The following is a 23,281-nucleotide window of genomic DNA, read 5'->3' as shown; positions in this document are numbered from 1 at the left end:
CTTAATAAAGTGTGTGACTGTCTTTAAGCACAGCCGCTTCGGTCACGCTGCCCCACATCACCCGGTACACAAAACGGGTGTAGAGCAAGACGATGGGCAGAAAAATGATGGTGATCCAAAACCCGAGTAATAAAGTGTTATGACTGGAGGTACCGTCCCACAACGTCAGGCTGGAACCGGGCGCGGTTGATGAGATCAGCAGGAAGGGAAACAAACCGAAACCAACCGTCAACGCCACACCGGTAATACCCAGGCTACTGAGCACGAATGCCCCCATCCTGGATTCGCCCTTGCCTAGCAACCAAGCCAGCCCGATACCGACAAACGCAGTCAGCGGCGCCAGCCACATCCAGGGATAGCTCATAAAATGTTGCAACCAGCTTGCGCCTTGAGCGATCACGGTTTTATGCAGTGGGTTGGACGGTGCGTCGGTAGCCGCCATTTGGGTAATTTCCGGGCGATCAATACCCACGAATACCCACACAGTAATCGTAGCCAATGCCAATAACAGCATCGGCCCCAAGGCATTGACGGTATTGATAGCGCGGTCATGAATCACGCCTTCGCTACGCCATTTCAGAAATAATGCGCCGTGGAAAGTAGTTAGCAAAAGGCCGGTGAACCCACACAACAAGGCAAACGGACTCAACAATGCCCAGAACGACCCGTCGTAAAACGCGCGCAGATCTTGGTCGAAATGAAACGGCAGGCCCAGAAGCAAATTGCCTACCAATACGCCGAGCAGTACCGGCGGTAAGCTGCTGCCGATGAACAGGCTCCAATCCCAACTGTTGCGCCAGCGCGGGTCTTCGATCTTGCTGCGGTAATCAAACGCGGCTGGGCGAAAGAACAGCGAAAACAACACCAATAGCATCGCCGCATACAGCCCGGAAAACAGCGTGGCATACACCGCCGGCCAAATCGCGAATATCGCCCCTCCCAGCAGCACCAGCCAAACTTGATTACCTTCCCAGGTGGCGCCGACGGTGTTGATGATCACCCGGCGTTCCACGTCGGATTGACCGATAAACGGCAGCAAGGTGCCAACTCCGAAATCAAAGCCTTCCGTCAATGCGAAGGCAATGCCGACGATACCGATAAAGACCCACCAAATCAGGCGGATGGTTTCATAATCAAACATAATGAACTCCTGTTGACGAAGGGGTTAGGCGGGTTGCTGTTCGAGACAGTAACGTCCGGTATGCAAGCTGCTAGGTCCGAGGCGCACGTACTTCAACATCAGATACATTTCGATGATCAGCAATATCGTGTAGAACAAGGCAAACCCGCCAATACTGAACCACAGTTGCCCGGCGCTGAGGCTGGAAACGCTCATGTGGGTGGGCAATACGCCGGATATAGTCCAGGGTTGACGACCAACTTCGGCAACAAACCAACCGGTCTCGGCGGCAATCCAGGGTAAGGGGATGCACCACACCGCCATCCGCAACAGCCAGCGTTTTTGATCGGCCACGCGGGTAGCGCAGTAGTAAAACGTCATCGCAAAGATAAACAGCATGATAAAGCCGCAAGCCACCATGATGCGGAAGGTCCAGAATAGCGGCGCGACTTTGGGAATGGTGTCGTTGGCCGCTTTTTGGATCATCGCCGGGTCGGCGTCGGTGACTTTGTCGGTGTACTTTTTCAGTAATAAACCGTAACCCAGGTCGGCTTTGTGGGCGTCGAACGCTGCTTTGGCACTTAGGTCACCGCCACGCAGTTTTTGCAAATTGTCGTAAGCCACCATGCCGCTTTCGATGCGCACCACACTCTCTTCACGCAAATCTTTTAGACCTTTAACGTCTTCGTCGATGGAGCGCGTGGCGATCAAACCCAGCACATAAGGCACTTTCAGCGCCATATCGGTTTTCTGATTGTCCTGATCCGGCAAACCAAACACGGTGAAACCAGCAGGGGCCGGGTGGGTATCCCATTCCGCTTCAATCGCAGCCAGCTTCATTTTTTGGGTTTCGCCGGAGGTGTAACCGCTTTCGTCGCCCAGCACAATCACCGATAAGACGGAGGCCAAACCAAACGCCGAGGCGATGGAAAACGAGCGCCTGGCGAAGCCGATGTCGCGCTTGTTCAGCAAGTACCAGGAGCTGATTCCTAGCACGAACATCGAGCCCGTGACATAACCCGCCGCCACGGTGTGCACGAATTTGACCTGGGCGACCGGGTTGAAAAACACATCAGCAAAGCTAGTCATCTCCATGCGCAGCGTTTCGTAGTTAAACGCCGCCCCAACCGGATACTGCATCCAGCCGTTGGCGATTAATATCCATAACGCCGACAGACTGGTGCCCACCGCCAGCAGCCACGTCACCACCAAATGCTGGACCCGGCTCAACCGGTCCCAACCGAAGAAAAACAGACCCACAAAGGTCGATTCCAGAAAGAACGCCATCCAACCTTCCGCAGCCAGTAAGGGCCCGAAGATGTCGCCGACATAATGCGAGTAGTAAGCCCAGTTGGTGCCGAACTGAAACTCTAGCGTCAATCCGGTGGTGACACCCATGGCAAAGTTGATTCCAAACAGCTTGCCCCAAAATTTGACCATGTCCTTGTACACCTCTTTGCCGGTCATCACGTAGACCGACTCCATGATTCCGAGGATAAAGGTCATGCCCAGGGTCAAGGGCACAAAGAGGAAATGATACAGCGCGGTTAGCCCGAACTGCATGCGCGACAGCATGACTATATCGTCACCGAACATGGCGAGACTCCTGGGTGGATGAGGAAGAAAGGGGATTTGTGGCGCCGGGTGTGGCCGGCAAAGCAAAGTGCGCAGCGATGTCCGGTTTGGCGACTGGGCGCTCTTGCCAGCGGAAAATCAGAAACCAGAGGCCGATGAGCAGGATCACTTTTATCAACAGCGCTGCGGCTATTTCCCAGCGTAGCAAGCCGGATTTTGGTAACTCAGTATGGGCAGTATCTGTCATAGCCACCTCTTTGTTTAGAGCCATGGAAATGCTTGCGGGTAAATCGGCCTTGTGCGGCTTACTCAGGGAAAACAACGTTTGCCGAATAGCTCGGCAATATTGGCTAGCAGTGGCCAGCAATCCCTCTTTATTTGTAGTGTAGTTCGGTTTTGAATTCGGCACCTGTCTTAGGCAGTTAGAAACCAAAAGCGCAGAAACGCTGTTTTTGATCGCCATCGTATCTTGGCGACGACCGCCTAGCGGCGGATGGTTGTATCTTGAGGTATCAGTTTCTGAGAGTTGACCGAAAAACATACGCACTTCACAAATATCATTAATCAATAATATTTCTATATCAATTTGCGTGCCAAGCGTGATTTCTCCGATTAATCAAGGTAGGTAAGGGCCAATCAGCTATTTAGAGGTGCAAAATACGTTTCAATATGAAACATTGAAACAATATCCAGGAGTCTGAAACAAAAATGAAACGTGGCACACCGATTCTGCAACAGTCTCCCGCTTTGATAAACCGACGCCCTAAATGCTGCCGCTCCATTGAGTATTGGAGCCCAAGGGCTTAAAGGGACTCCGCTCCTCGCCGGAACGACGATTCCAGAAAATTCAAAAGAGGATCAACCCGGCCCTGTTTATCACTGGTGTTTCGTGCGGATTGCGCGCGTCGAAACCCAAGCGGATGCGCCTATAGACACACCGATTTAAGCGCCGGGTTAATGCTATGCGACTGGCAATTCGGTGCTTCTGTTATCACCGAACCAACAGTTTATAGGTTTGCTCCACCATTTTAGTTAAGCCGCGCTCTTTAAAATGCAGCTCGGTCGCTAAGGCGTCGTCGCTAGTCAGCAATTCGATTTCACACCAGTGACTGTATAAACGCTCAACCTCGTCGGCTTGTACGCTAAACGGCGGCCCCGGCATTTCGTGTTGCGGATAATCGAATGCTATCAGCAACATTTGTACATTGGCGGGTAACAGCGAGGACAGTTTCATCACGTAATCGATGCGCATATCCGGCGGCAAAGCCACCAGCGCCGCCCTATCGTAAACCGCATCAAACTCGCCGACGTCGGCAGCTTGCAATGCAAAAAAATCCCCGCAGAAAATCTGCAAACCGTCCACCTCGCTGACCCAAAAATCGCCTTGGCGCCGCACCGTTGGTTGCAAATTGTTATCGGCGAAAAACGACTCGACAGCCAGCGGACTTAATTCCACCCCCACCACCTGATAGCCCATGGCCAATAGCCAGAGCAAGTCCTTGCTCTTGCCGCACAGCGGAACAAACACTCGCGCTTTTTTCGGGATAGACAAGCGCGGCCAATGCGTTTGCAGAATGGGGTTGAACTCATGCTTGTGAAAACCGATTTGGTTCTGTTGCCAACGCTGATGCCAAAAATCGTGATCCATAGCCTGCCCTCTCATTTGATATTGCACGAATAGCCATTCTATTTGACTTGCCGGTTTACTGCTCGGCATTGTTGGTAGCGAAAAAGCCGATTTTTTCGACAGCGGCGATAGCTGACAGCAATCAGCTCTTCATGTCCGCTGGCGCGGCTTATCGATACTGAACATCCTCTTGAATTTCCGCCGTTAAATGCCTCATTGACCTGCCGCCAGCCTGGGCTTCGAAGAGCTCAGCCCGAACGGGTAAAAAGGACCGGCGTAATAAATATAAGCTAACGTAAGAACCCATGGACGTAGATCCAACAAATCGTGATACATTTCGATGCGTCGCGCGGTCAAGCGAGCCGGAGCCGTTGCGAACGCTTCTTCTGCATGGGCAGAATAAAGAACCGGTTCAACACACGCTGCCGAGCAAGCCATGCGGGCTTAACTCGGTAGTCGACAATTTTTAAACCATCACAAGGAATTTTCATGGAACGTCGCGATTTTATTCGATTGAGTGCCGCCGGTGCGGCGATCAGCGCCATTGCCCCCAGTCTGGCCCAAGCCGCGGAAACCGGCAAACAACCTACACCGCCGGGCGATGTGTTTTACACCAAGGATGCGCAAGGCCGCTGGGCCGGCAAAGCCGCGACGCATTTGCCGGTGATTGAAGTCGTTAAAGCCGACGATAAAACCACCGTCAAAATCACCACCCCGCACGAAATGAAAGGCTATGAACATTACATCGTCAAACACGTATTGCTGGATAAAGACTATAAGTTCCTGAACGAGCGGATGTTCGATCCCAGCAAAGACCCGGTCGCCATTTCCGAATTCAGTCTGGCGGGATACAGCGGTACCGTTTACGCCTTGAGCCTGTGCAACAAGCACGATCTTTGGTTGAATAGCGCCGAGGTATAAAGCCATCAGATCGGCGATAACAAGGAGGTTATCGCCGTTTGATCAATCATTTGCAGTCAGAAGCTCTCTGAGAATAGTCTGCAATCAACCCTTTTCTGCCGGTCACATTGAAAAACCAGCTACGGCTGGGTTGAATTATTTAGCCGACATTCAGACCTTATTCAATACTCATACAAATCAAATGAGTGTCACACCCTTCGGGATTCTCCACACCGTAACAAAACATCCAGGTTTTCTATTGGTGCCGGGCGGCTGAACAAATAACCTTGGTAGTTTGTACAGCCAAGGCTCGAGAGAAGCTGGAGTTGCTCTTCAGTTTCCACCCCTTCAGCAATGACACTTAGATTCAAACTGGTCGCCATAGCAACGATGGTACGAACAATCGCTTGGTCCCCTTTATCAATGGTAATGTCCTTGACAAAAGACTGGTCGATCTTAAGCTGAGTCAACGGTAACTTCTTAAGATATTGCAAAGACGAATAGCCGGTACCAAAATCGTCCAATGAAAACTGAACACCGATTTCTCCCAAGGCATTCATAATATCGATAGTCTCTTCGATATTTTTGAGCAAAATACTCTCGGTGAGCTCCAACTTTAGTAACTTAGGATTGATGGCGTAACGCAAGATACAGGCTTGCACGTGTTCGGCAAAATCGACTTGGAAGAATTGTTTGGCGCTGACGTTCACCGACAACGCAAGATTGCTGGTCGCAGATTCTTGTCGCCATGCGCTTAGCTGGGCGCAGGCTTTCTCTAATACCCATTGGCCAATGGACAGGATTAATCCGGTTTCCTCCGCCAGAGGAATGAATTCCGAAGGCGAGACCATACCCCGTTCCGGGTGACACCAGCGAATCAATGCTTCCACTCCAGCTGGCCGCCCTGAATCTTCTACTTGGATTTGGTAATAGAGTTGAAGCTGCTGACCGACCAGCGCCTTGCGCAATTCATCCTCCAAAGAAACACGAGCAGAAATAATATGCTGCATGTGCGGATCAAAGAAACACAGCGCATTACGTCCCGACGTTTTGGCCTGATACATGGCAATATCGGCGCGCTTTAGCAGTTCGTCAGCGTGATCGTGACCTTCGAACAAGGTAACCCCTATGCTGGGCGTACTTATATACTCATGGGCGCCAAGCTGGAATGGCTGATTGATCGCCGCAAGGATCTTGGTGCCTATGGTCTCAGCCTGTTTGACTGCTGCAACGTTCTGTTCGCTCAGTCCTTCCAACATAACAACAAACTCATCACCACCTAGGCGCGCGACGGTATCATTTTCCCGAACGCAAGCATTGAGGCGGGCGGCAACCTGTTGCAGCAACAGATCCCCCATATCGTGACCCAGTGTGTCGTTAAGTGCTTTGAAATTATCCAGATCGATAAACAATAGGGCTCCCTTTCGACCATTGCGATGGCTTGACGCTAAAGCTGGTTTTAAGCGGTCCTGAAGTAGCCGTCGATTTGGTAGGCTCGTCAGCGGATCGTAGAACGCCAGGCGCTCAATTTCCTCCTCGCTCGCCTTCCTGAGTGTGATGTCGGTCAGGGTACCCACGTAGTGGCTAACACCACCTTCTTGATTTTTCACCGCCGTGATTGCGAGATATTCCGGATAAATTTCACCGTTTTTGCGGCGACTCCAGACTTCGCCCTCCCATGCGCCGGTCGTATGAACCGTTCTCCACATCGCCTCGTAGAAGCCATGGCTTTGTCGGCCGGACTGGAGAATGCGAGGGCTTTTGCCCACGACATCCTCCGCGCTGTATCCGGTAATTTGCGTAAAGGCCTTGTTCACCCTCAAGATAATCTGGTCGGCATCGGTAACCATCATACCTTCTTGGGACTCAAACACGGTGGCAGCGATCCGCAGTTGATGTTCGGCTTGCTTGCGTTCGTGGATATCGCGCGTCACTGCCAGGTGAACCATTCGCCCATCAGCATCTTTCATCGGTACGGCGTGGGTATCCACCCAGAGCCGTTTGCCTTTGATGCCGATGATTTCATATTCCATTTGCCGACTTTCCCCGGCGATGATGCGTTCGTGCATGTCGGCAAAAGCTTTTCGATGTTCCGGGGCGATGACACTGAACACCGATTTTCCGATAACCTGCTCCGCGCTTTCCGCTTCAATCATCATCAAGCCGGCGGGATTCATCTGATCCACACGGCCATCGGCATCCACGATTTTGATGCATTCCGGTTCGTTTTCTATGATGGCCCGCAAACGCGCTTCGCTATTTTTTAGCTTAGCTTCAATCTGTTTTCGTTCGGTAATGTCCCGAGCTGCCGCAAACACGCCCAGCACCTTGCCCGTGCTGTCACGGTAAACGCTGGCGTTATACAGCACATCGGTGACTTTGCCTGAGGCGTGACGGATAGCCAGCGGATAATCGGTAACGAAACCGTTTGAAAACGCCAGTTGGTAGCCCGCCCTGGCTTTTTTAGGATTGGTGAAGTAATCGGCAAAGTCGCTGTCGATCAGGCTGGACCGCTCGATGCCTGTTACCCGTTCGGTGGCGGTATTCACATCGGTGATTTTGCCTTCCGCACTGATGGTGACTAACGGGTCCAAACTGGCTTCTATCAGACTACGAGCATATTGCGATGCCAAATGGGCGAGTTCCTCCGCCTTTCTGCGTTCGGTAATATCGCGTGCCGCTGCAAATACGCCCAACACATTGCCGCGGCTGTCTCGGTAAACGCTGGCGTTATACAGCACATCGGTGATTTTGCCTGAGACGTGGCGTATAGCCAGCGGATAATCAGTCACGAAACCGTATAAAAACACCAGTTGGTAACCGGCCCGGGCTTTTTCAGGGTCGGTAAAATAATCGGCGAAGTCGCTGCCGATCAGACTGGCCCGCTCGATACCTGTTACGAGTTCGGTCGCGGTATTCACGTCGGTGATTTTGCCTTCCGCACTAATGGTGACCAAGGGGTCCAAACTGGCTTCGATCAGACTTCGAGCGTATTGGGAAGCTAATAACGTGGCATCGGCCGCTTTCTTGCGTTCGCTAATATCAACGAAGGTGGCAATGGCTCCCGTGACTACGCCGTCGGTGACGATGGGTTGAGACCAATATTCGACCGGGACTGCGCTGCCATCTCTACGCCAGAATACTTCATCCGCGACATGTATTGCCTGATTGTGGCGATAAGCGGCATACATACGGCATTCTATAGCCGGGTAGGCACTGCCATCGGGACGTGAATGATGAATTAATTCATGGGTATGTTTGCCGATGATTTCGTTGGCATCGTCATAGCCTAAAATGCGCAAAAACGACTGATTGACAAACGTGCATTGCCCGTCGATGTCTACGCCATAAGCGCCTTCCGCCATCGAGTTAAGCAGCGTGCGTAATTCATCGTAAGATTCTTTTAAAGCGGTTTCGGCATGCTTACGCTCAGTTATATCATTCATCACCGCCAATACATGGACGTCTTTGGCATCCTGTGTGCACTGCGTCGTATAGATTTGGACTATCCGCTGTGTGCCATCTTTACGGGTGATAATCCATTCCTCACCACGAAGATGCTCACCGTAGCGCATCCGCTGCATGCGGGCCTTGGCCCGTTCTTGCACATCCGGGTCGATATAGATCGTTTGGTACCAACCCAAACGGTTGATCTCCTCGATATCGTATCCGGTCAGTATTTCCATACTCTTGTTCCATACCGTGAATCGGACGTAAGGCGCTTCGTCTATCGCATGAGAAACAGAAACACCATTGATCTCAGCATCAATGATCGATTGCGTAAACGCCAACTGATCCGATAGTTTTCGCTCCAGCTGTTTGCGTTCTGTAATGTCTTCTTTCACCGCCAAGTAGTTCGTGATTTGTCCGTCGGCTTGGTGGATCGGAGAAATTAGCGCCAGTTCGATAAACTCGCTGCCATCCTTACGCTTATTAACAAATTCCCCTTTCCAAGCTGCCCCTGAAGTTAATGTCGCCCAGAGATTTGCGTATGTTTGCTGCGGCGTTTTACCGGATTGCAATAATTTTGGATTTTGACCAATCACTTCGGAGCCGCTGTAGCCCGTTGCTCTAATGAATGCCTCATTAACAAATTCTATATTGCCGTTAGGATCGGTAATGACAATGGCGCTGGCGCTTTGCTCTACGGCTTGTAACAACATTCTCAAATGGGCTTCATCGCGTCTGTGCTCTACCAACTCCCGCATTAAATGCAAGGTGTTAGCTGACAGGCTTTCGTAGATGGACAAAATGATGTTGATCAGGACTTTTGTCGACCCACTCATTTGCTCACTGGCACTTAACTTGGCTTGTTCTAATGGCATGCCCGCTTGCATGGCTATGACGACCATAGCCAGATAACGGTCGTTTTCCAGGATATGGGATACCAACCAGCGTGTTAGAAATGACAAAATCTCATTAATAACAGCTTCTACCGACTTAGCGGAGCAGTCATCTCGCAAGCAAGTGACCGCCTCTATAAAGCCGGAGTGCGTTTCACAATGTTTAGATTCGAGCGTGTCGCCCGGAAAATAGTCGTGCCAAATTGATTCCTCGGTTTTGAAGTGGTAGACAGCGTAATCAGTCAACTCATCAAAGATCACATTCAATGCAGGAATGTCTGCCTGAAAAGCAATATGACTGGCCAGGGCATTTAACAATTTCACCAGTTTCTGATGTTGTTCATCGATCCTGGCGACGCCTGTATTAAAATTTTCATTCCACGGAAATATATCGATCGATTTCACTGGACACATACCGCCTGAACGTTTGCTCTTGTATTCTTTTAGCGTTGGCCAGTGCTGGCTGCCAAAATGATGAATGCTACTGCTCTAATTCTAATATCAGTTTCGAGCAATGTAATTTTAATCTCTTGTCCGACAGACAATGATTACATTTTTTTATATAGATTATAACGAGCCGAACACTTAAAAAGATGGGAAAGAAGACACAAATTAGCCATCAAGCCGCCGAAGGCGGATTAAGGGCGGCAAGAATTTTGGATGAACTGGACATCAATATCGCGGTTCTCGATCAAACCGGGGTCATCATTGCAACCAACCGGTCCTGGCGAAAGTTCGCTGTCGACAATTGCCCTGCTGATACCCCATTGCCTCATAACCTTGGAGAAGGCACCCATTACTTGGATATCTGCAAAAACGCACTGGGTCCGTCTTCAGAAGGTGCCTTGATTGCCTACCAAGGTATCCGAGCAGTGCTTGATGGTAAATCAAAATCCTTTTACCACGAATATCCGTGCCATAGTCCCGAGAAGAACCGTTGGTTTTCCATGAAGGCAAAGCCCATTCGCGGCATAAAACCCAGGGAGATCATGGTCATGCATGAGGATATTACCGATAGAATAGTTGCTGAGATTGAATCGCGATCAAGGCAACAGGCATTGTCCGGTGCGCTGATTCAACTTCAGACATTGGCCGGTGATATCAATAATTACCTTAGTGTGCCCCGATCGTCGCTACCCAGCTCTGATGCAATAAGTAGTTTCAATGACGCGATGCCAGACAAAGAACTGTTACGAATTCTGTCTGTACGAGAAATAGAAGTTTTGAATGGACTTATTCGTGGCGAACGAAACGGTAGTATCGCTCAGCGGCTCGGACTGAGTGTTAAAAGCGTATCCACTTACCGTTCTAGAATTCTGAAAAAGCTAAAACTCGATACTAATGCGGATTTAGTGGCGTTTTCTTCAAAGGTAGGTTTCTTGTAATCGATTCGATGCGATCAGAACGAGTGGGTACCGAAAAATTGAACAACTGATCAAGTCAAAGACTTGTTAATTTATTAGAATTCACAAAATCAGCAATGGGAATGGCTTGGATGTGTGCTCCAAGCTCTCATGTTTATGATGAAAAAATCAAGCCGCAAAGTCAGCTTCTTAGCACAAACCTGCCGTTCATAATCCCGGTTTTTTCTGCTTGAATGTCGCAAATTGGCCGCTTGGTTGAGTTCGCCAACGACTAGTTTATAGTTCGCCAGTGTTCAGAACCTAGCTATGGCCGACTGACCGGTTTGGAGAGTCTCGATAGGCGGGTTTGGGTCGGTTTAACTCAGCAAAACGACTTATTGGCCTAACATCTTGAAGTCACGCGCCCAATGATGCGCGCCACCGCAAGTGTCAATGTCAGAATACGACTGCACTACTTTAATATGGTGTATTGGTTAGAAATATCTTGAGGGGAGATTGCGAATGCGGCATTTCAACCCCTTTCTGCCGTTCATCCTCGGCAATAAGTTATGACTGATGTACTTCAATTAGCAGTCATTCCCTACATTTTGCCGTCAATGCTAAAGATTAGGATCAGGCTGATTTGGAGTTGTTACTCATTGAAGGAAAGGGACAAGGCGACGACCGCGAGGCTTTCAACGTAGTCCCTTGCGGAGTGTTGCAATTGGGATCGGCGGGCGCGTCTTCAGCAATCCGTCCATGGATGCCCCAGGTCAGCGGTTGATCCTGAGCGTAGCGCTTGCCGAGTTCCTGCGCTATTTGGGCTCTTGCCAATTCGACGCCCAGATAAAAAGCATGCCCGCCATCTTTCTCGACGCCCAAATGCGGATATAAGGCAAAGGGATCGTTGTCGGACCATAATCCGTCACGATTGAAGATATGAATTCCTTCGGCTGTAATCATGATGCGAAAACTGGGGTCACGGATAGCAGCCTGTAATTCCTGTATTTCCGCCAGCGACAACGGAAACGGTGCCAGTTCATGTAGTGCCATCAAGCCATCATCAATATGCTTCGGCAATCGGTTGCTTTCCCGTGCAGCCAGCATGATACGACGGGCCAGATCGGCTTCCTTGATGGCCTTGCAGGCATGCTTACTCACTTGCGTCGCCAGAATTTGGCTGACGTGCAGCTCAGAACAAATACCCAACAACATGGCGTTCATCCCGGCGGTATCGGCATGGGTCAGTTCGGTGAGATTACCCACACCCATCATGATTTCCACGTCCGGATGCCGCCGCCGTACTTCGTGGTAGCGGACTATGGAATCGGTGAAGCCAAAATGGATGGGGTCGAGAATGGGGTCGACGATGAACGGCCGCCCCTTGGCCTGCATTTTGGCGATAACGCGGTCGAGCGAATCCAGATCGGCGTGCGGTGTGGAAATCAGCACCGGGGTCGAAGCCACCTCATCGGCAATCCACAGCGTTTCTTCATTCAGGCTCAACAGAAAATCAGCACCCGCGCGTCCCGCCAACAATAAATCCTCAGGGTCAAGCGAATCCACGCTGACCAAAAAGCCTTCGCTCTTCAACGCCTTGATGGCGTCGGCCAAATGGGGAAATGGCGTCGCCGGCAAACACCCCAGATCAATGACATCCGCACCGTCACGCCGGTAATCTTCGGCGCGGCGAAGGATGGCCGGGACATCCATGTGAGGCGCTTCGACAACCTCACCAAAGATAAGCAGTTCATAACGGCTCAGGTCCGGACGTTTTCGCGCTTTGCCAAAGAATTCCGGCAAATCGTTCAGCTCCTCCGGTCCTCGTTCAACGGGTATGCCAAGTTCTTGAGATAAAGCGTCTAAATCACCTCGGCAGCGGCCGGGAACCAGAATCCGGTGGGCACCAAAGGTGTCGGTCAAACGGCGTTTAATCATATCGGCGGTCATTAATGCAGCCACCGTAATGCCCAGGACATGAACGGTGTATTCAAATTCCGGCGCCATGTCTTCAATAGTGCGCCGCAATTGCTTTTCGGCCAATTTGCCGGTAAGGAACAGAATATGTTCAGCCATCTGTTACGCATGCTCAAAGACGATACCACAGGCAATACTCAACCTGTTACAGATAGGGTGGTAGGACGCGGACTGGCCAAATTTATGCGTTCGAAGTATTTTTTAACTCCACCTTGATCGGCATGAAATACACATGCCAACCGTTCTCCGCCGCCGAGCCGATCAGCCGGTTGGCGAACTCGACATTCCAATCGTAATCTGGCCGGAAATGCTTGGGAAATTTGACATGATTCTTCACTTCCCAATAATTCTGCGAGGCCGGCGTCACCACAGGGCTGATACCGATATAGGTTTCCAGGCCGTCCATGTGTTCGGCAAACAGTTCCACCAGCCGATGATCGTAGAACGGTTGCGAAAAAAAACCGTTGGCGCCGGCATCAGCCTTGCGCTGGATATAATGGCATTCGTGTTGCAAGCCTTGTCGATGCGGATCAAACCCTGCATAGATGTTCAGTTTCGGAAAGCGCTGGCGTACCGCCCGGATAAGGTCTACCACGTCGGTATTGCAATAGCTGCGTTTCAAACCTTCCGGCGGGTCGCCAGTGACCAGCAACACGTCATCGAGTTCATATTGCTCGATGATGCGATACAACTCGCCGCTTTCGATTTTGAAATCAATGGCCCGGAAATGCGGAATAAACCGGTATTGGTGCCGATCGACATGCCTCGCCAGTTCCCAACTGCGCATATCGAAGCGCTGGATATCCGGTACGTTGATGATATTAATGCAGTCATTCAGACTCTGCACAAATGCATATTGTTTTTCAAAGGCGTCCAAGGTTCTGGGGACGATTTCAAACGAAATGTTCATTAAAACAACCCGCTGATCACGCCGTCGTCGCTGATGTCGATACGTTCGGCAGCCGGGATTTTGGGTAGACCTGGCATGGTCATCATGTCGCCGGCGATGGCGACGATGAAACCGGCACCGTTGGCGAGGCGCACTTCGCTGATTTCGACGGTGTGGCCGCTTGGAGCGCCCTTGTTGTTGGGATTGGTCGAAAACGACATCTGGGTTTTCGCCATGCAGATCGGGAAATGACCGTAGTTGGTCTGCAAGGCTTTAATCTCGCCAATGACCTTCGGGCTTGCGCTGACGCTGCCGGCACCGTATAGCTTGGTGGCGATGGTTTCGATCTTGTTCCACAGCGGCAGGTCATCGTCGTAAACGTAATTGAAGGCCGGCTCGCGGCTGTCGACGATGTTCAATATTTCGCGTGCCAGTTCTTCCGCACCCGCCCCGCCGTGCGCCCAGTGTTTGGCGACCACGCATTTCGTGCCCAAGGCCTCGCATTGAGTTTTGAGCCATTCGATTTCGGCGTCGGTGTCGAAGGTGAAATGATTAATGCTGACCACGCAAGGCAGGCCGTAGTGGCTTTGGATATTGTGTAAATGACGTTCCAGGTTGGCGAAGCCTTTTTCCAAAGCCGCCAGATTTTCCCGGTTCAATTCATCCTTGCCGACGCCGCCATGGAATTTCAGCGCCCGTACCGTAGCGACCAATACCACCGCCGACGGCTTCAGGCCGGACATCCGGCATTTGATGTCCAGAAACTTCTCGGCCCCCAGATCGGCACCGAAGCCGGCTTCGGTGACTGCGTAATCGGCCAGTTTCAAGGCGGTCTTGGTCGCGGTGACGGTGTTGCAGCCGTGGGCGATGTTGGCGAACGGGCCGCCGTGAATAATCGCCAGATTGTTTTCCAGGGTTTGGACCAGATTGGGTTTGATGGCATCTTTCAGCACCGCCGCCATCGCGCCGTGGGCATTTAAATCTTTGGCGTAAACCGGCGTGACCTTATCGGATTTGTAACCGATGACGATACGGCCCAGTCGTTCTTTTAAATCGGCGAGGCTGGTGGCCAGGCACAGAATCGCCATCACTTCCGAAGCCACGACGATATCGAAACCGTCCTCGCGCAAATAGCCGTTAGCCGCGCCGCCCATACCGACCAAGATCTTGCGCAGAGCCCGGTCGTTCATGTCGATGACGCGCTTCCATTGAATGCGGCGTGGATCGATGTCCAGTTTGTTGCCGTGGTTGATGTGGCTATCGATCAACGCCGATAACAAATTATGCGCAACGCCGATGGCATGAAAGTCACCGGTAAAATGCAGATTGATGTCTTCCATCGGCACCACTTGCGCATAACCGCCGCCGGCCGCACCGCCTTTCACGCCGAAGCAAGGGCCTAACGAGGGTTCGCGCAGGCAAATGATGGTTTTCTTACCGATACGGTTCAGCGCGTCGCCGAGGCCAACCGTAGTGGTGGTTTTGCCTTCGCCAGCTGGCGTCGGCGAAATTGCCGTGACCAGAATCAGCTTGCCATCAGGTTTATCGGCCAGACTGTTCACATATTCCAATGAAATTTTGGCTTTGTAATGGCCGTAAGGATCGAGATGTTCGGCGGGAATGCCAAATTTTTCGTCGGCCAAATCGATGATGAGGCGCATTTGGGCTTGTTGGGCGATTGCAATGTCTGACATGGAGGCTTTCCAAAGGAAAAAGTTAAATCTGATTTTAAATCGGTGTTTGTGAAACCCCGGCAGTCAGCCGGGGTGATTGATACCGGTATGAGCGTTAGCTTAATGAAGCACGCAAGGTTTTAGCGGCGGCCACCATGTTGGTCAACGCTGGTATCACCTCAGCCCACTGGCGGGTTTTCAGGCCGCAATCCGGATTGACCCACAGTTGTTCAGTCGGAACGCGCTCGGCGGCCTTGTGCATCAGAGCCACGATATGCTGTTCGCTCGAGATATTGGGCGAATGGATGTCGTACACGCCGGGGCCAATGCCGTTCGGGTAGTTGAAATGCTCGAAAGCATCCAGCAACTCCATATCGGAACGCGAGGTCTCGATGGTGATGGCGTCGGCATCCATATTGGCGATGGCGGCGATAATGTCGTTGAACTCGGAATAGCACATGTGGGTGTGAATCTGCGTCTCATCCGCCACGCCGTTAGCCGTGATGCGGAACGATGCCACCGCCCAATCCAGATACGCCTGCCATTGCGATTGGCGTAGCGGCAAGCCTTCGCGCAAGGCCGCTTCGTCGATTTGTATCACACCAATCCCGGCCTTCTCCAGATCCAGCACCTCCTCGCGGATAGCCAGCGCCAGTTGCTTGCAGGTGACCGAGCGCGGTTGATCGTCGCGAACGAACGACCAATTCAGGATGGTCACCGGCCCGGTCAGCATGCCTTTCATTGGCTTGTCGGTCAGCGATTGGGCGTAACTGATCCATTCGACGGTCATCGGCTGCGGACGGCTGATGTCGCCGAACAGGATGGGCGGTTTGACGCAGCGCGAGCCGTAAGACTGCACCCAGCCAGACTGGCTGAAGGCGTAGCCGTCAAGTTGCTCGCCGAAGTATTCCACCATGTCGTTACGCTCGGCTTCGCCATGCACGAACACGTCCAGGCCCAGCGCCTCCTGTTCGCGCACGCAACGGGCGATTTCGGCCCGCATGGCGGCTTTATAACCGGCTGCATCAAGTTTTCCGGACTTGAATTGGCTACGTGCCAGGCGAATTTCCGAAGTCTGTGGAAACGAACCGATGGTCGTTGTCGGAAACTTGGGTAGTTTTAACAACGCGGCCTGCTTGAGCGCGCGTTGCGCATAAGGGCTCTGGCGCTGGCCGAGTTTTGCGTCGATCTTGCCTAAAGCGGCCTTGACCGCTGGATTGTTGACCCGCGATGAGTTGCGGCGCGCCTCGATGGCGGCGCGATTGGCGTCCAGTTCGGCTTTGACCGCATCGCGCCCCCGGTTCAGAGCCGTGGCCAGCACTTGCAGTTCGCCGAGTTTCTGCTTGGCAAAGGCCAGCCAGGATTTGATTTCAGCGTCGAGTTTCTGCTCGCTGTCCAGATCGACCGGCACGTGCAGCAGGGAGCACGACGGCGCAAGCCACAGGCGTTCGCCCAGTTGTTGAGCGATCGGTTCAAGCCAATCCAGCACGGCGTTGAGATCGGTCTTCCAGATATTGCGGCCGTTGATCACGCCCAGCGACAACACCTTGTCCGCTGATAAACGAATAATCAGCGGCTCGATGTCGTCGCGGCCGTTGACGGCATCGACATGCAGGCCGGCCACCGGTAAATTGGCGGCGAGATTGCGGTTTTCCGCCAGTTGGCCGAAATAGGTCGCCAGCAACAATTTGACACGGCTATCTTGCAAGTATTGGTAGGCGGTGTTGAAAGCATTTTGCCACTCGGCATCCAGTTCGGTGACCAGAATCGGTTCGTCGATCTGCACCCAATCGACACCTTGCGCGGCGAGTGTTTCCAGCAATTCGGCGTATACCGGCAGCAACTTGGGCAACAGCGCGAGCTTGTTGGAATCGTCCTTGGCCTTGCCCAGCCACAAGTAGGTTACGGGTCCGATCAAAACCGGCTTGGCGGTGACGCCCTGGGTCTTAGCTTCCGTCAGTTGTTCCAGCAAGCGGGACGCATCAAGCTTGAATTCGGTGGCAGCGGTGAACTCGGGCACAATGTAGTGGTAGTTGGTATCGAACCATTTGGTCATTTCGCCGGCGGCTACGCCCCCGCAGCACCGATCATCGCTGGCAGATTGCGCTGAACGGCCACGAGCGACGCGAAAGTAATTGTCCAGGGCATCGCCGTGGAAATCTTGCACCCGTCCGGGCAAGTTGCCCAAGGTAAAGCTCATGTCCAGCACTTGGTCGTAAAAGGCAAAATCGCCGACCGGCACCCAATCCAGTCCGGATTGCAGTTGCCAATGGCTCTGGCGTAACTGTCGGCCAAGCGTTTTCAGATCGTCTCGCGAGGACTCGCCTTTCCAGTAAGATTCCAAAGCAAACTTCAGCTCGCGCTTGGCACCGATCCGGGGGAAACCTAAATTGTGAATTTTTGTCATAAATAAGTCCTTTCTATTGAATGTTTGACACATAAAACATTGTAAACAGACAATAGAATGAAGATAATCGATGATTATTCATTGATTCATGAGATATATTCATCAATATGGAATTGATCCACCTTCGTATCCTACTGGCGTTAAAACGCCAGCGCACGCTGAGCGCCGCCGCCGAAACTCTGAATCTGACCCAATCGGCATTGTCGCATCAAATCAAAAACCTGGAGCAACGCCTGGGCGTGACGCTGTGGTACAAACAGGGCCGCTCGCTGGTGTTGAGCCAGGCCGGGCGCTATTTATCCGAGGTGGCCGAGTCGGTGATCGCCACCGTCGATTCAGCGGAAAACCACTTGGCGCAACTGGCCAAAGGCAAAACCGGTAAATTGACCATCGGCATCGAATGCCACGCCTGTTACGAATGGTTCCGCAACATTCTGCAACCCTATCTGCGCGCCTGGCCGGATTTGACGATCGAAGTCACCTCGCGTTACCGCTTCGAATCGTTCGAAGCCATCCGCCAATACAAACTGGATGCAGTGCTGACCTCGGACCCGGTCGACAACGGCCTGCTGAGTTACCAGCCGCTGTTCGATTTTGAGTTGGTGTTGATCGTTGCCGATAACCACCCTTTGGCAAGTCGCACTGAGATCACGCCCGGAGATTTGCGCGGCGAAACCGTATTGACCTACCCCGTGGCCCGTGAACGACTGGACATGTTCCGCAAGGTGCTGCAACCGGCCGGCATCGAGCCCGCCGCACATCTCCAGGTCGAGGAAACCGACATCATGCTGCAATTGGCCGCCGCCGGCCGCGGCGTCTGCTTGCTGCCGGAATGGCTACTCGCCGACAAATCCGCCAAACTGGATTTGACCGGGCTGCGCTTTGCCGATCTGCCCATCGGCAAGACCATGTATCTGGCCTGCCGGCACGAGGACGCCGAGCTGGAATATTTACGCTGGTTGGTGGAGCATGCTGGCAGCGTGGTAGTGTGAGCGCAACTGGTGGTCGCACATAGCTATATCTGTTTGCTCAAGAAAGCAGCTTGTCTCGATAAAAACACACAAAACACAACATATAGTTGCCAATAATAAAATGAATCACTGTATATAGTTTATATAGCTTGACAGCCATCTTTTTGCCGCCTAAACTTTTTCACCAAGATGGTTCCCCCCCGAAGGGGATTAAAAGGGAATCCGGTCGGCAATTTTGCGTTTTTCGCATAATCGCCGGAAAACCGGAGCTGCCCCCGCAACTGTAATCGGCGAGTTGAGGTTCAATCCGTGCCACTGGACGCGAGTCCGGGAAGGCCGAACCGAAACGGCGACCCGAAAGCCAGGAGACCTGCCCTCGAAACCTTTATCAACCAGGAGCGGGGTGTCTCCGAGGACGATGGCAAGTATTGCGGTTAGGGTTTCGCTGCCGTTACGTCTGCCGTTGCGACTTCAACTCCCCGCTCCCCTTGTGGAGAAACACATGGATAGCGCCGCTCAACCCGCCAGTTTTTATCCCGACCCTGCCGAATCCGTTAAACACGCCCCCTCGTATCCAACGGATAGCGGCTTGGAAGTGATTCGCCGCAACCGTGCCGTGGTTGCGTTTAAGCCGGAAAAAATCGCCATCGCCATCACCAAAGCCTTCTTGGCCGTGGAAGGCCAGCACAGCGTCAATTCGGCGCGCACCCGCGAACAGGTGGCGCAACTGACTGCCAGCGTGGTCGAGGCCTTGACTCGGCGTTTGCCCGGCGGCGGCACGGTGCATATTGAAGATATTCAGGACCAGGTGGAACTGGCATTGATGCGTTCCGGCGCCCACGACGTGGCCCGCGCTTATGTGCTATATCGGGAAAAGCACGCGGCTCAGCGCGCGGCGCAACAACCCACCGAGCATGCCGTACCCGTTTTGCACGTAGACGACCAAGGCCAACGCCGGCCGCTGGACAGTGAGGCCTTCAGCGCGCTATGCCGCGAGGCTTGCGCAGATTTGATGGGCGTCGATGCCGAACGGGTGTGGGCCGAGACGCTGAACAATCTGTACGACGGCATGCCGCTGGCGGGGGTGCGCCAAGCCTTGGTGTTGGCGGCGCGCACCTTGATCGAAATCGAACCGGACTACGGTAAAGTCGCCGCGCGCTTGCTGTTGAGCCAGTTGCGTCTGGAAGCCACCGGCTCGGCCTTGACCCAAGCCGACATGGCCGAACGCTATGTCGACTGCTTTGCCGAGTTCATCGCCGCCGGCGTCGCTGCCGAACTGATTGATCCACGCCTGGCCGAATTCGACCTGGAACGACTGGGCCAGGCCCTACTGGCCGAGCGCGATCTGCAATTCGATTATCTGGGCCTGCAAACCCTGTACGACCGCTATTTCCTGCACATCGACGGCCGCCGCATCGAATTGCCGCAGTGCTTTTTCATGCGGGTGGCTATGGGTTTGGCCTTGAACGAAATCGACCGCGAAACGCGAGCCATCGAGTTTTACCGTCTACTATCGAGCTTCGACTTTATGTGTTCGACGCCAACCTTGTTCAACAGCGGCACCCGCCATCCGCAATTGTCGTCGTGCTACCTGACCACGGTCTCCGACGATCTGGACGGGATATACCAAAGCATCAAGGAAAACGCGCTGCTGCAAAAATATGCCGGCGGCCTGGGCAACGACTGGACGTCGGTGCGGGCGCTGGGCAGCAGGATCAAGGGTACCAATGGCCACAGCCAGGGGGTCATTCCATTTTTAAAGGTGGTCAACGACACAGCCGTCGCGGTCAACCAGGGCGGCAAGCGCAAGGGCGCGGTCTGCGCCTATCTGGAAAACTGGCATCTGGATTTTGAAGAATTTCTGGAACTGCGCAAGAACACCGGCGACGAGCGCCGCCGCTGCCACGACATGAACTCCGCCGCCTGGGTGTCGGATTTGTTCATGCAACGAGTGCGGGATAATGCCGAGTGGACCTTGTTTTCGCCGGTGGATACGCCAGACTTGCACGACTTATACGGCGCGGCCTTCGCCGAGGCTTACCACGCTTACGAAGCCAAGGCCGAACGCGGCGAGATCAAATTGTATAAGCGCATCGGTGCGGTGCAGCTTTGGCGCAAAATGCTGACCATGCTATTCGAAACCGGCCATCCGTGGATCACGTTCAAGGACGCCTGCAATCTGCGTTCGCCGCAACAGCATGCCGGGGTGATTCACAGTTCCAACCTGTGTACCGAAATCACGCTGAATACTTCGGTCGACGAAACGGCGGTTTGCAATCTGGGCTCGGTGAATCTGGCCGCACACTTGGTCGAGCATGACGGCGCATGGCAACTTGACGCCGGCAAATTGCAGCGCACTGTCGCCACCGCGATGCGGATGTTGGACAACGTCGTCGACATCAATTTTTACTCCACCGTCAAAGCGCGCAATGCCAATCTGCGCCATCGTCCGGTCGGGCTGGGCATGATGGGTTTCTCCGATTGCTTGTACCGACTGGGGCTCGCTTACGCCAGCCAGGACGCAGTGGAATTCGCCGATCATTCGACCGAACTGCTTTGTTACTACGCCTATCAGGCATCAGCCGATTTGGCCGAACAACGTGGCCGCTATAGCAGTTTTGCCGGCAGTCTGTGGCAGCAAGGCTTGCTGCCGCCGGATACGCTGGAGAGCTTAACCACTGCGCGCGGCGATCTGGGCGTGGTCACTGACGGGCGACTGGATTGGGATACGCTCCGCCAACGCATTGCTCAGGTGGGTATGCGCAACTCCAATTGCGTGGCGATTGCGCCGACCGCGACGATTGCCAACATCGTCGGCGTATCGGCGTCTATCGAACCGGTGTATCAAAACCTGTACGTCAAATCCAACCTGTCCGGCGAGTTTACCGTGGTCAATGCCGCTTTGGTGCGCGAATTGAAAGCGCTGGGATTATGGGATGCAGTGATGGTCGCCGACCTGAAATACTTCGACGGCTCGCTGACCGCCATCGAGCGGGTGCCGTACGAGATCAAGGCACGTTATGCCACCGCGTTTGAAATCGAACCGGAATGGCTGATCGAAGCCGCCGCCCGCCGGCAAAAATGGATAGATCAATCGCAATCGTTGAATCTATACGTCGCCGCCCCGACCGGCAGCAAGCTAGATCAGATGTACCGGCTGGCCTGGCAACGCGGCTTAAAGACTACGTATTATCTGCGCACCTTGGGTGCCACCGCGATGGAAAAAACCGGTGCCGACGAGACGGCGCCTAAGGCGTGTTCGATTGCCGATCCTAACTGTGAGGCCTGCCAATGAAGCCGACGCTGAAATTTGACGATTGGGATCAGCCGGCGCTGCCGGCTTCGAGCGGCAATCGGTTTGGGAATACGAATGAACCGCGAACGGTGGATCGATCCGGTCCGATTTCCGACACGAAAAATTCGATCAATACAGTTGGGACGAACTCGAGTTTGCCGCCCATCGATGCCGAGCAAAAACGAGTGGTCAACGGCCAGGCCGACATTAACCAATTGGCGCCGTTCAAATACCCCTGGGCCTGGTCGTTTTTCCTGAACGCCAATCGCAACCACTGGACACCGCTGGAAATCTCGATGGCGCAGGATGTGCACGATTACCAGCATAAACTGACGCCGGCCGAACGCCACGTGTTCGAGAATGTGCTGGCCTATCTGACCACCTCCGACATCTTGGCGATGCGCAACATCGGCCTGGCGGTAATGGAAAAAATGAGCGCGCCGGAATTGCAAATCTATCAGGCTCGCCAAGTCTACGAGGAAGCGCTGCACACCTGGACTTACCAGCATTGCATCGAAACCCTGGGGATAGACCAGCGCGAAATCTACAACCGCTACCGGGTGGTGCCGGAAATCCATGGCAAAATCGCGCTCGCCAATCGCCGTCTGCACGGCGTGTTGCAATCCGGGCGGCCGTTGACCGACCGCGACGCGCTGCACGAATTTGCCATGGCTTATTTGTTCTTCGCCGCCGTGTTCGAGGGCTGCTGGTTTTATAACGGCTTCAGCCCGGTGTTTGCGTTGCAGCGGGGCGGCTTGATGAAGGGCACTGCCGAGCAATTGCAATACATCATGCGCGATGAAGTGCTGCATTGCGCGTTTGGTATCCGCGTGGTGCGGCAATTATTGGAAGAAGAAAACCTAACCCTCGATCCGCAAGCACTAAAACAAATGTGGGACGAAGCCGAAGCCACCGAGACGGCTTACGCCGGCTACATTCTGCGCGAGCCAATCTTGGGCTACAACGCCGACTTGCACGTCGAGCAATTCCGCTACGTCGCCAATCGCCGCGCCCGCCAAGTCGGCATCACTGAACCCTTTCCAGGCGCCGAAAACGTATTGCCGTGGTTGGACGAACAGGCCAATCTGCGCAAGGAGAAAAACTTCTTCGAAACCCGAGTGACGGAATATCAGACCGGTGGAGCGTTGGTTTGGGAATAGA

Annotated in this window: 14 protein-coding genes and 1 riboswitch; of the genes, 5 read left to right on the top strand and 9 right to left on the bottom strand. The window is 53.3% G+C overall.

The window, feature by feature from the left end:
• Position 1: 1 nt before the first annotated feature.
• From cydB to ACR02O_RS13250, 4 genes are all read right to left on the bottom strand, one after another.
• Positions 2-1,141 carry a cytochrome d ubiquinol oxidase subunit II gene (gene cydB / locus ACR02O_RS13265; protein ID WP_458137412.1) on the bottom strand — a complete coding sequence of 380 codons (1,140 nt, stop codon included), beginning with the start codon at positions 1,139-1,141 and terminating at the stop codon, positions 2-4.
• Positions 1,142-1,165: 24 nt separating this feature from the next.
• Positions 1,166-2,716, bottom strand: coding sequence for a cytochrome ubiquinol oxidase subunit I (locus tag ACR02O_RS13260; protein ID WP_458137411.1), 1,551 nt, complete (start codon positions 2,714-2,716; stop codon positions 1,166-1,168).
• Entirely contained in the window at positions 2,706-3,263 is a 558-nt protein-coding gene (gene cydP / locus ACR02O_RS13255; protein ID WP_458137410.1) for a cytochrome oxidase putative small subunit CydP, read from the bottom strand. The genes ACR02O_RS13260 and cydP overlap by 11 nt, the downstream gene beginning before the upstream one ends.
• A gap of 423 nt (positions 3,264-3,686) precedes the next feature.
• Positions 3,687-4,343 (bottom strand): thiopurine S-methyltransferase, encoded by a 657-nt coding sequence (locus ACR02O_RS13250; RefSeq protein WP_033156460.1) that lies wholly within the window; start codon positions 4,341-4,343, stop codon positions 3,687-3,689.
• A gap of 468 nt (positions 4,344-4,811) precedes the next feature.
• On the opposite strand from ACR02O_RS13250, the gene ACR02O_RS13245 reads away from it, so the two are divergent.
• Complete coding sequence (locus ACR02O_RS13245; RefSeq protein WP_458137409.1) at positions 4,812-5,243, top strand: desulfoferrodoxin family protein; 432 nt, start codon at positions 4,812-4,814, stop codon at positions 5,241-5,243.
• Positions 5,244-5,431: 188 nt separating this feature from the next.
• On the opposite strand, the gene ACR02O_RS13240 is transcribed toward ACR02O_RS13245, so the two are convergent.
• A complete protein-coding gene (locus ACR02O_RS13240) occupies positions 5,432-9,970 on the bottom strand; it encodes a bacteriohemerythrin (protein ID WP_494521792.1) in 4,539 nt (1,512 codons plus the stop codon).
• Between the two features lie 188 nt (positions 9,971-10,158).
• Between ACR02O_RS13240 and ACR02O_RS13235 the strand changes: the two genes are divergently transcribed.
• On the top strand, positions 10,159-10,950 hold the full coding sequence (locus tag ACR02O_RS13235) for a LuxR C-terminal-related transcriptional regulator (protein WP_494521791.1): 792 nt from the start codon (positions 10,159-10,161) through the stop codon (positions 10,948-10,950).
• Positions 10,951-11,541: 591 nt separating this feature from the next.
• On the opposite strand, the gene ACR02O_RS13230 is transcribed toward ACR02O_RS13235, so the two are convergent.
• The 4 genes from ACR02O_RS13230 to metE all read right to left on the bottom strand — a co-directional run bounded on the left by ACR02O_RS13230 (position 11,542) and on the right by metE (position 17,854).
• Positions 11,542-12,984 (bottom strand): DUF6513 domain-containing protein, encoded by a 1,443-nt coding sequence (locus ACR02O_RS13230; RefSeq protein WP_494521790.1) that lies wholly within the window; start codon positions 12,982-12,984, stop codon positions 11,542-11,544.
• Between the two features lie 82 nt (positions 12,985-13,066).
• Entirely contained in the window at positions 13,067-13,795 is a 729-nt protein-coding gene (locus ACR02O_RS13225) for a methylenetetrahydrofolate reductase (RefSeq protein ID WP_494521789.1), read from the bottom strand.
• Entirely contained in the window at positions 13,795-15,468 is a 1,674-nt protein-coding gene (locus ACR02O_RS13220) for a formate--tetrahydrofolate ligase (RefSeq protein ID WP_494521788.1), read from the bottom strand. Before ACR02O_RS13220 ends, ACR02O_RS13225 begins: the two co-directional genes overlap by 1 nt.
• 94 nt (positions 15,469-15,562) lie before the next feature.
• A complete protein-coding gene (gene metE, locus ACR02O_RS13215) occupies positions 15,563-17,854 on the bottom strand; it encodes a 5-methyltetrahydropteroyltriglutamate--homocysteine S-methyltransferase (RefSeq protein WP_494521787.1) in 2,292 nt (763 codons plus the stop codon).
• Positions 17,855-17,961: 107 nt separating this feature from the next.
• On the opposite strand from metE, the gene ACR02O_RS13210 reads away from it, so the two are divergent.
• The 3 genes from ACR02O_RS13210 to ACR02O_RS13200 all read left to right on the top strand — a co-directional run bounded on the left by ACR02O_RS13210 (position 17,962) and on the right by ACR02O_RS13200 (position 23,280).
• Positions 17,962-18,846 (top strand): LysR family transcriptional regulator, encoded by an 885-nt coding sequence (locus ACR02O_RS13210; RefSeq protein ID WP_494521786.1) that lies wholly within the window; start codon positions 17,962-17,964, stop codon positions 18,844-18,846.
• A 152-nt stretch (positions 18,847-18,998) separates the two neighbouring features.
• Positions 18,999-19,217, top strand: a riboswitch (cobalamin riboswitch).
• 110 nt (positions 19,218-19,327) lie between these two features.
• Positions 19,328-22,120, top strand: coding sequence for a ribonucleoside-diphosphate reductase subunit alpha (locus ACR02O_RS13205; protein WP_494521785.1), 2,793 nt, complete (start codon positions 19,328-19,330; stop codon positions 22,118-22,120).
• Positions 22,117-23,280, top strand: a complete 1,164-nt coding sequence (locus tag ACR02O_RS13200; protein WP_494521784.1) for a ribonucleotide-diphosphate reductase subunit beta — start codon at positions 22,117-22,119, stop codon at positions 23,278-23,280. Before ACR02O_RS13205 ends, ACR02O_RS13200 begins: the two co-directional genes overlap by 4 nt.
• The last annotated feature ends 1 nt before the right edge of the window (position 23,281 follow it).

The sequence above is a fragment of the Methylomonas sp. PHL2-19 genome, from assembly GCF_059331595.1.
Note: the sequence above shows the minus strand (reverse complement) of the source record. Positions and strands in the feature narration are given on the sequence as shown.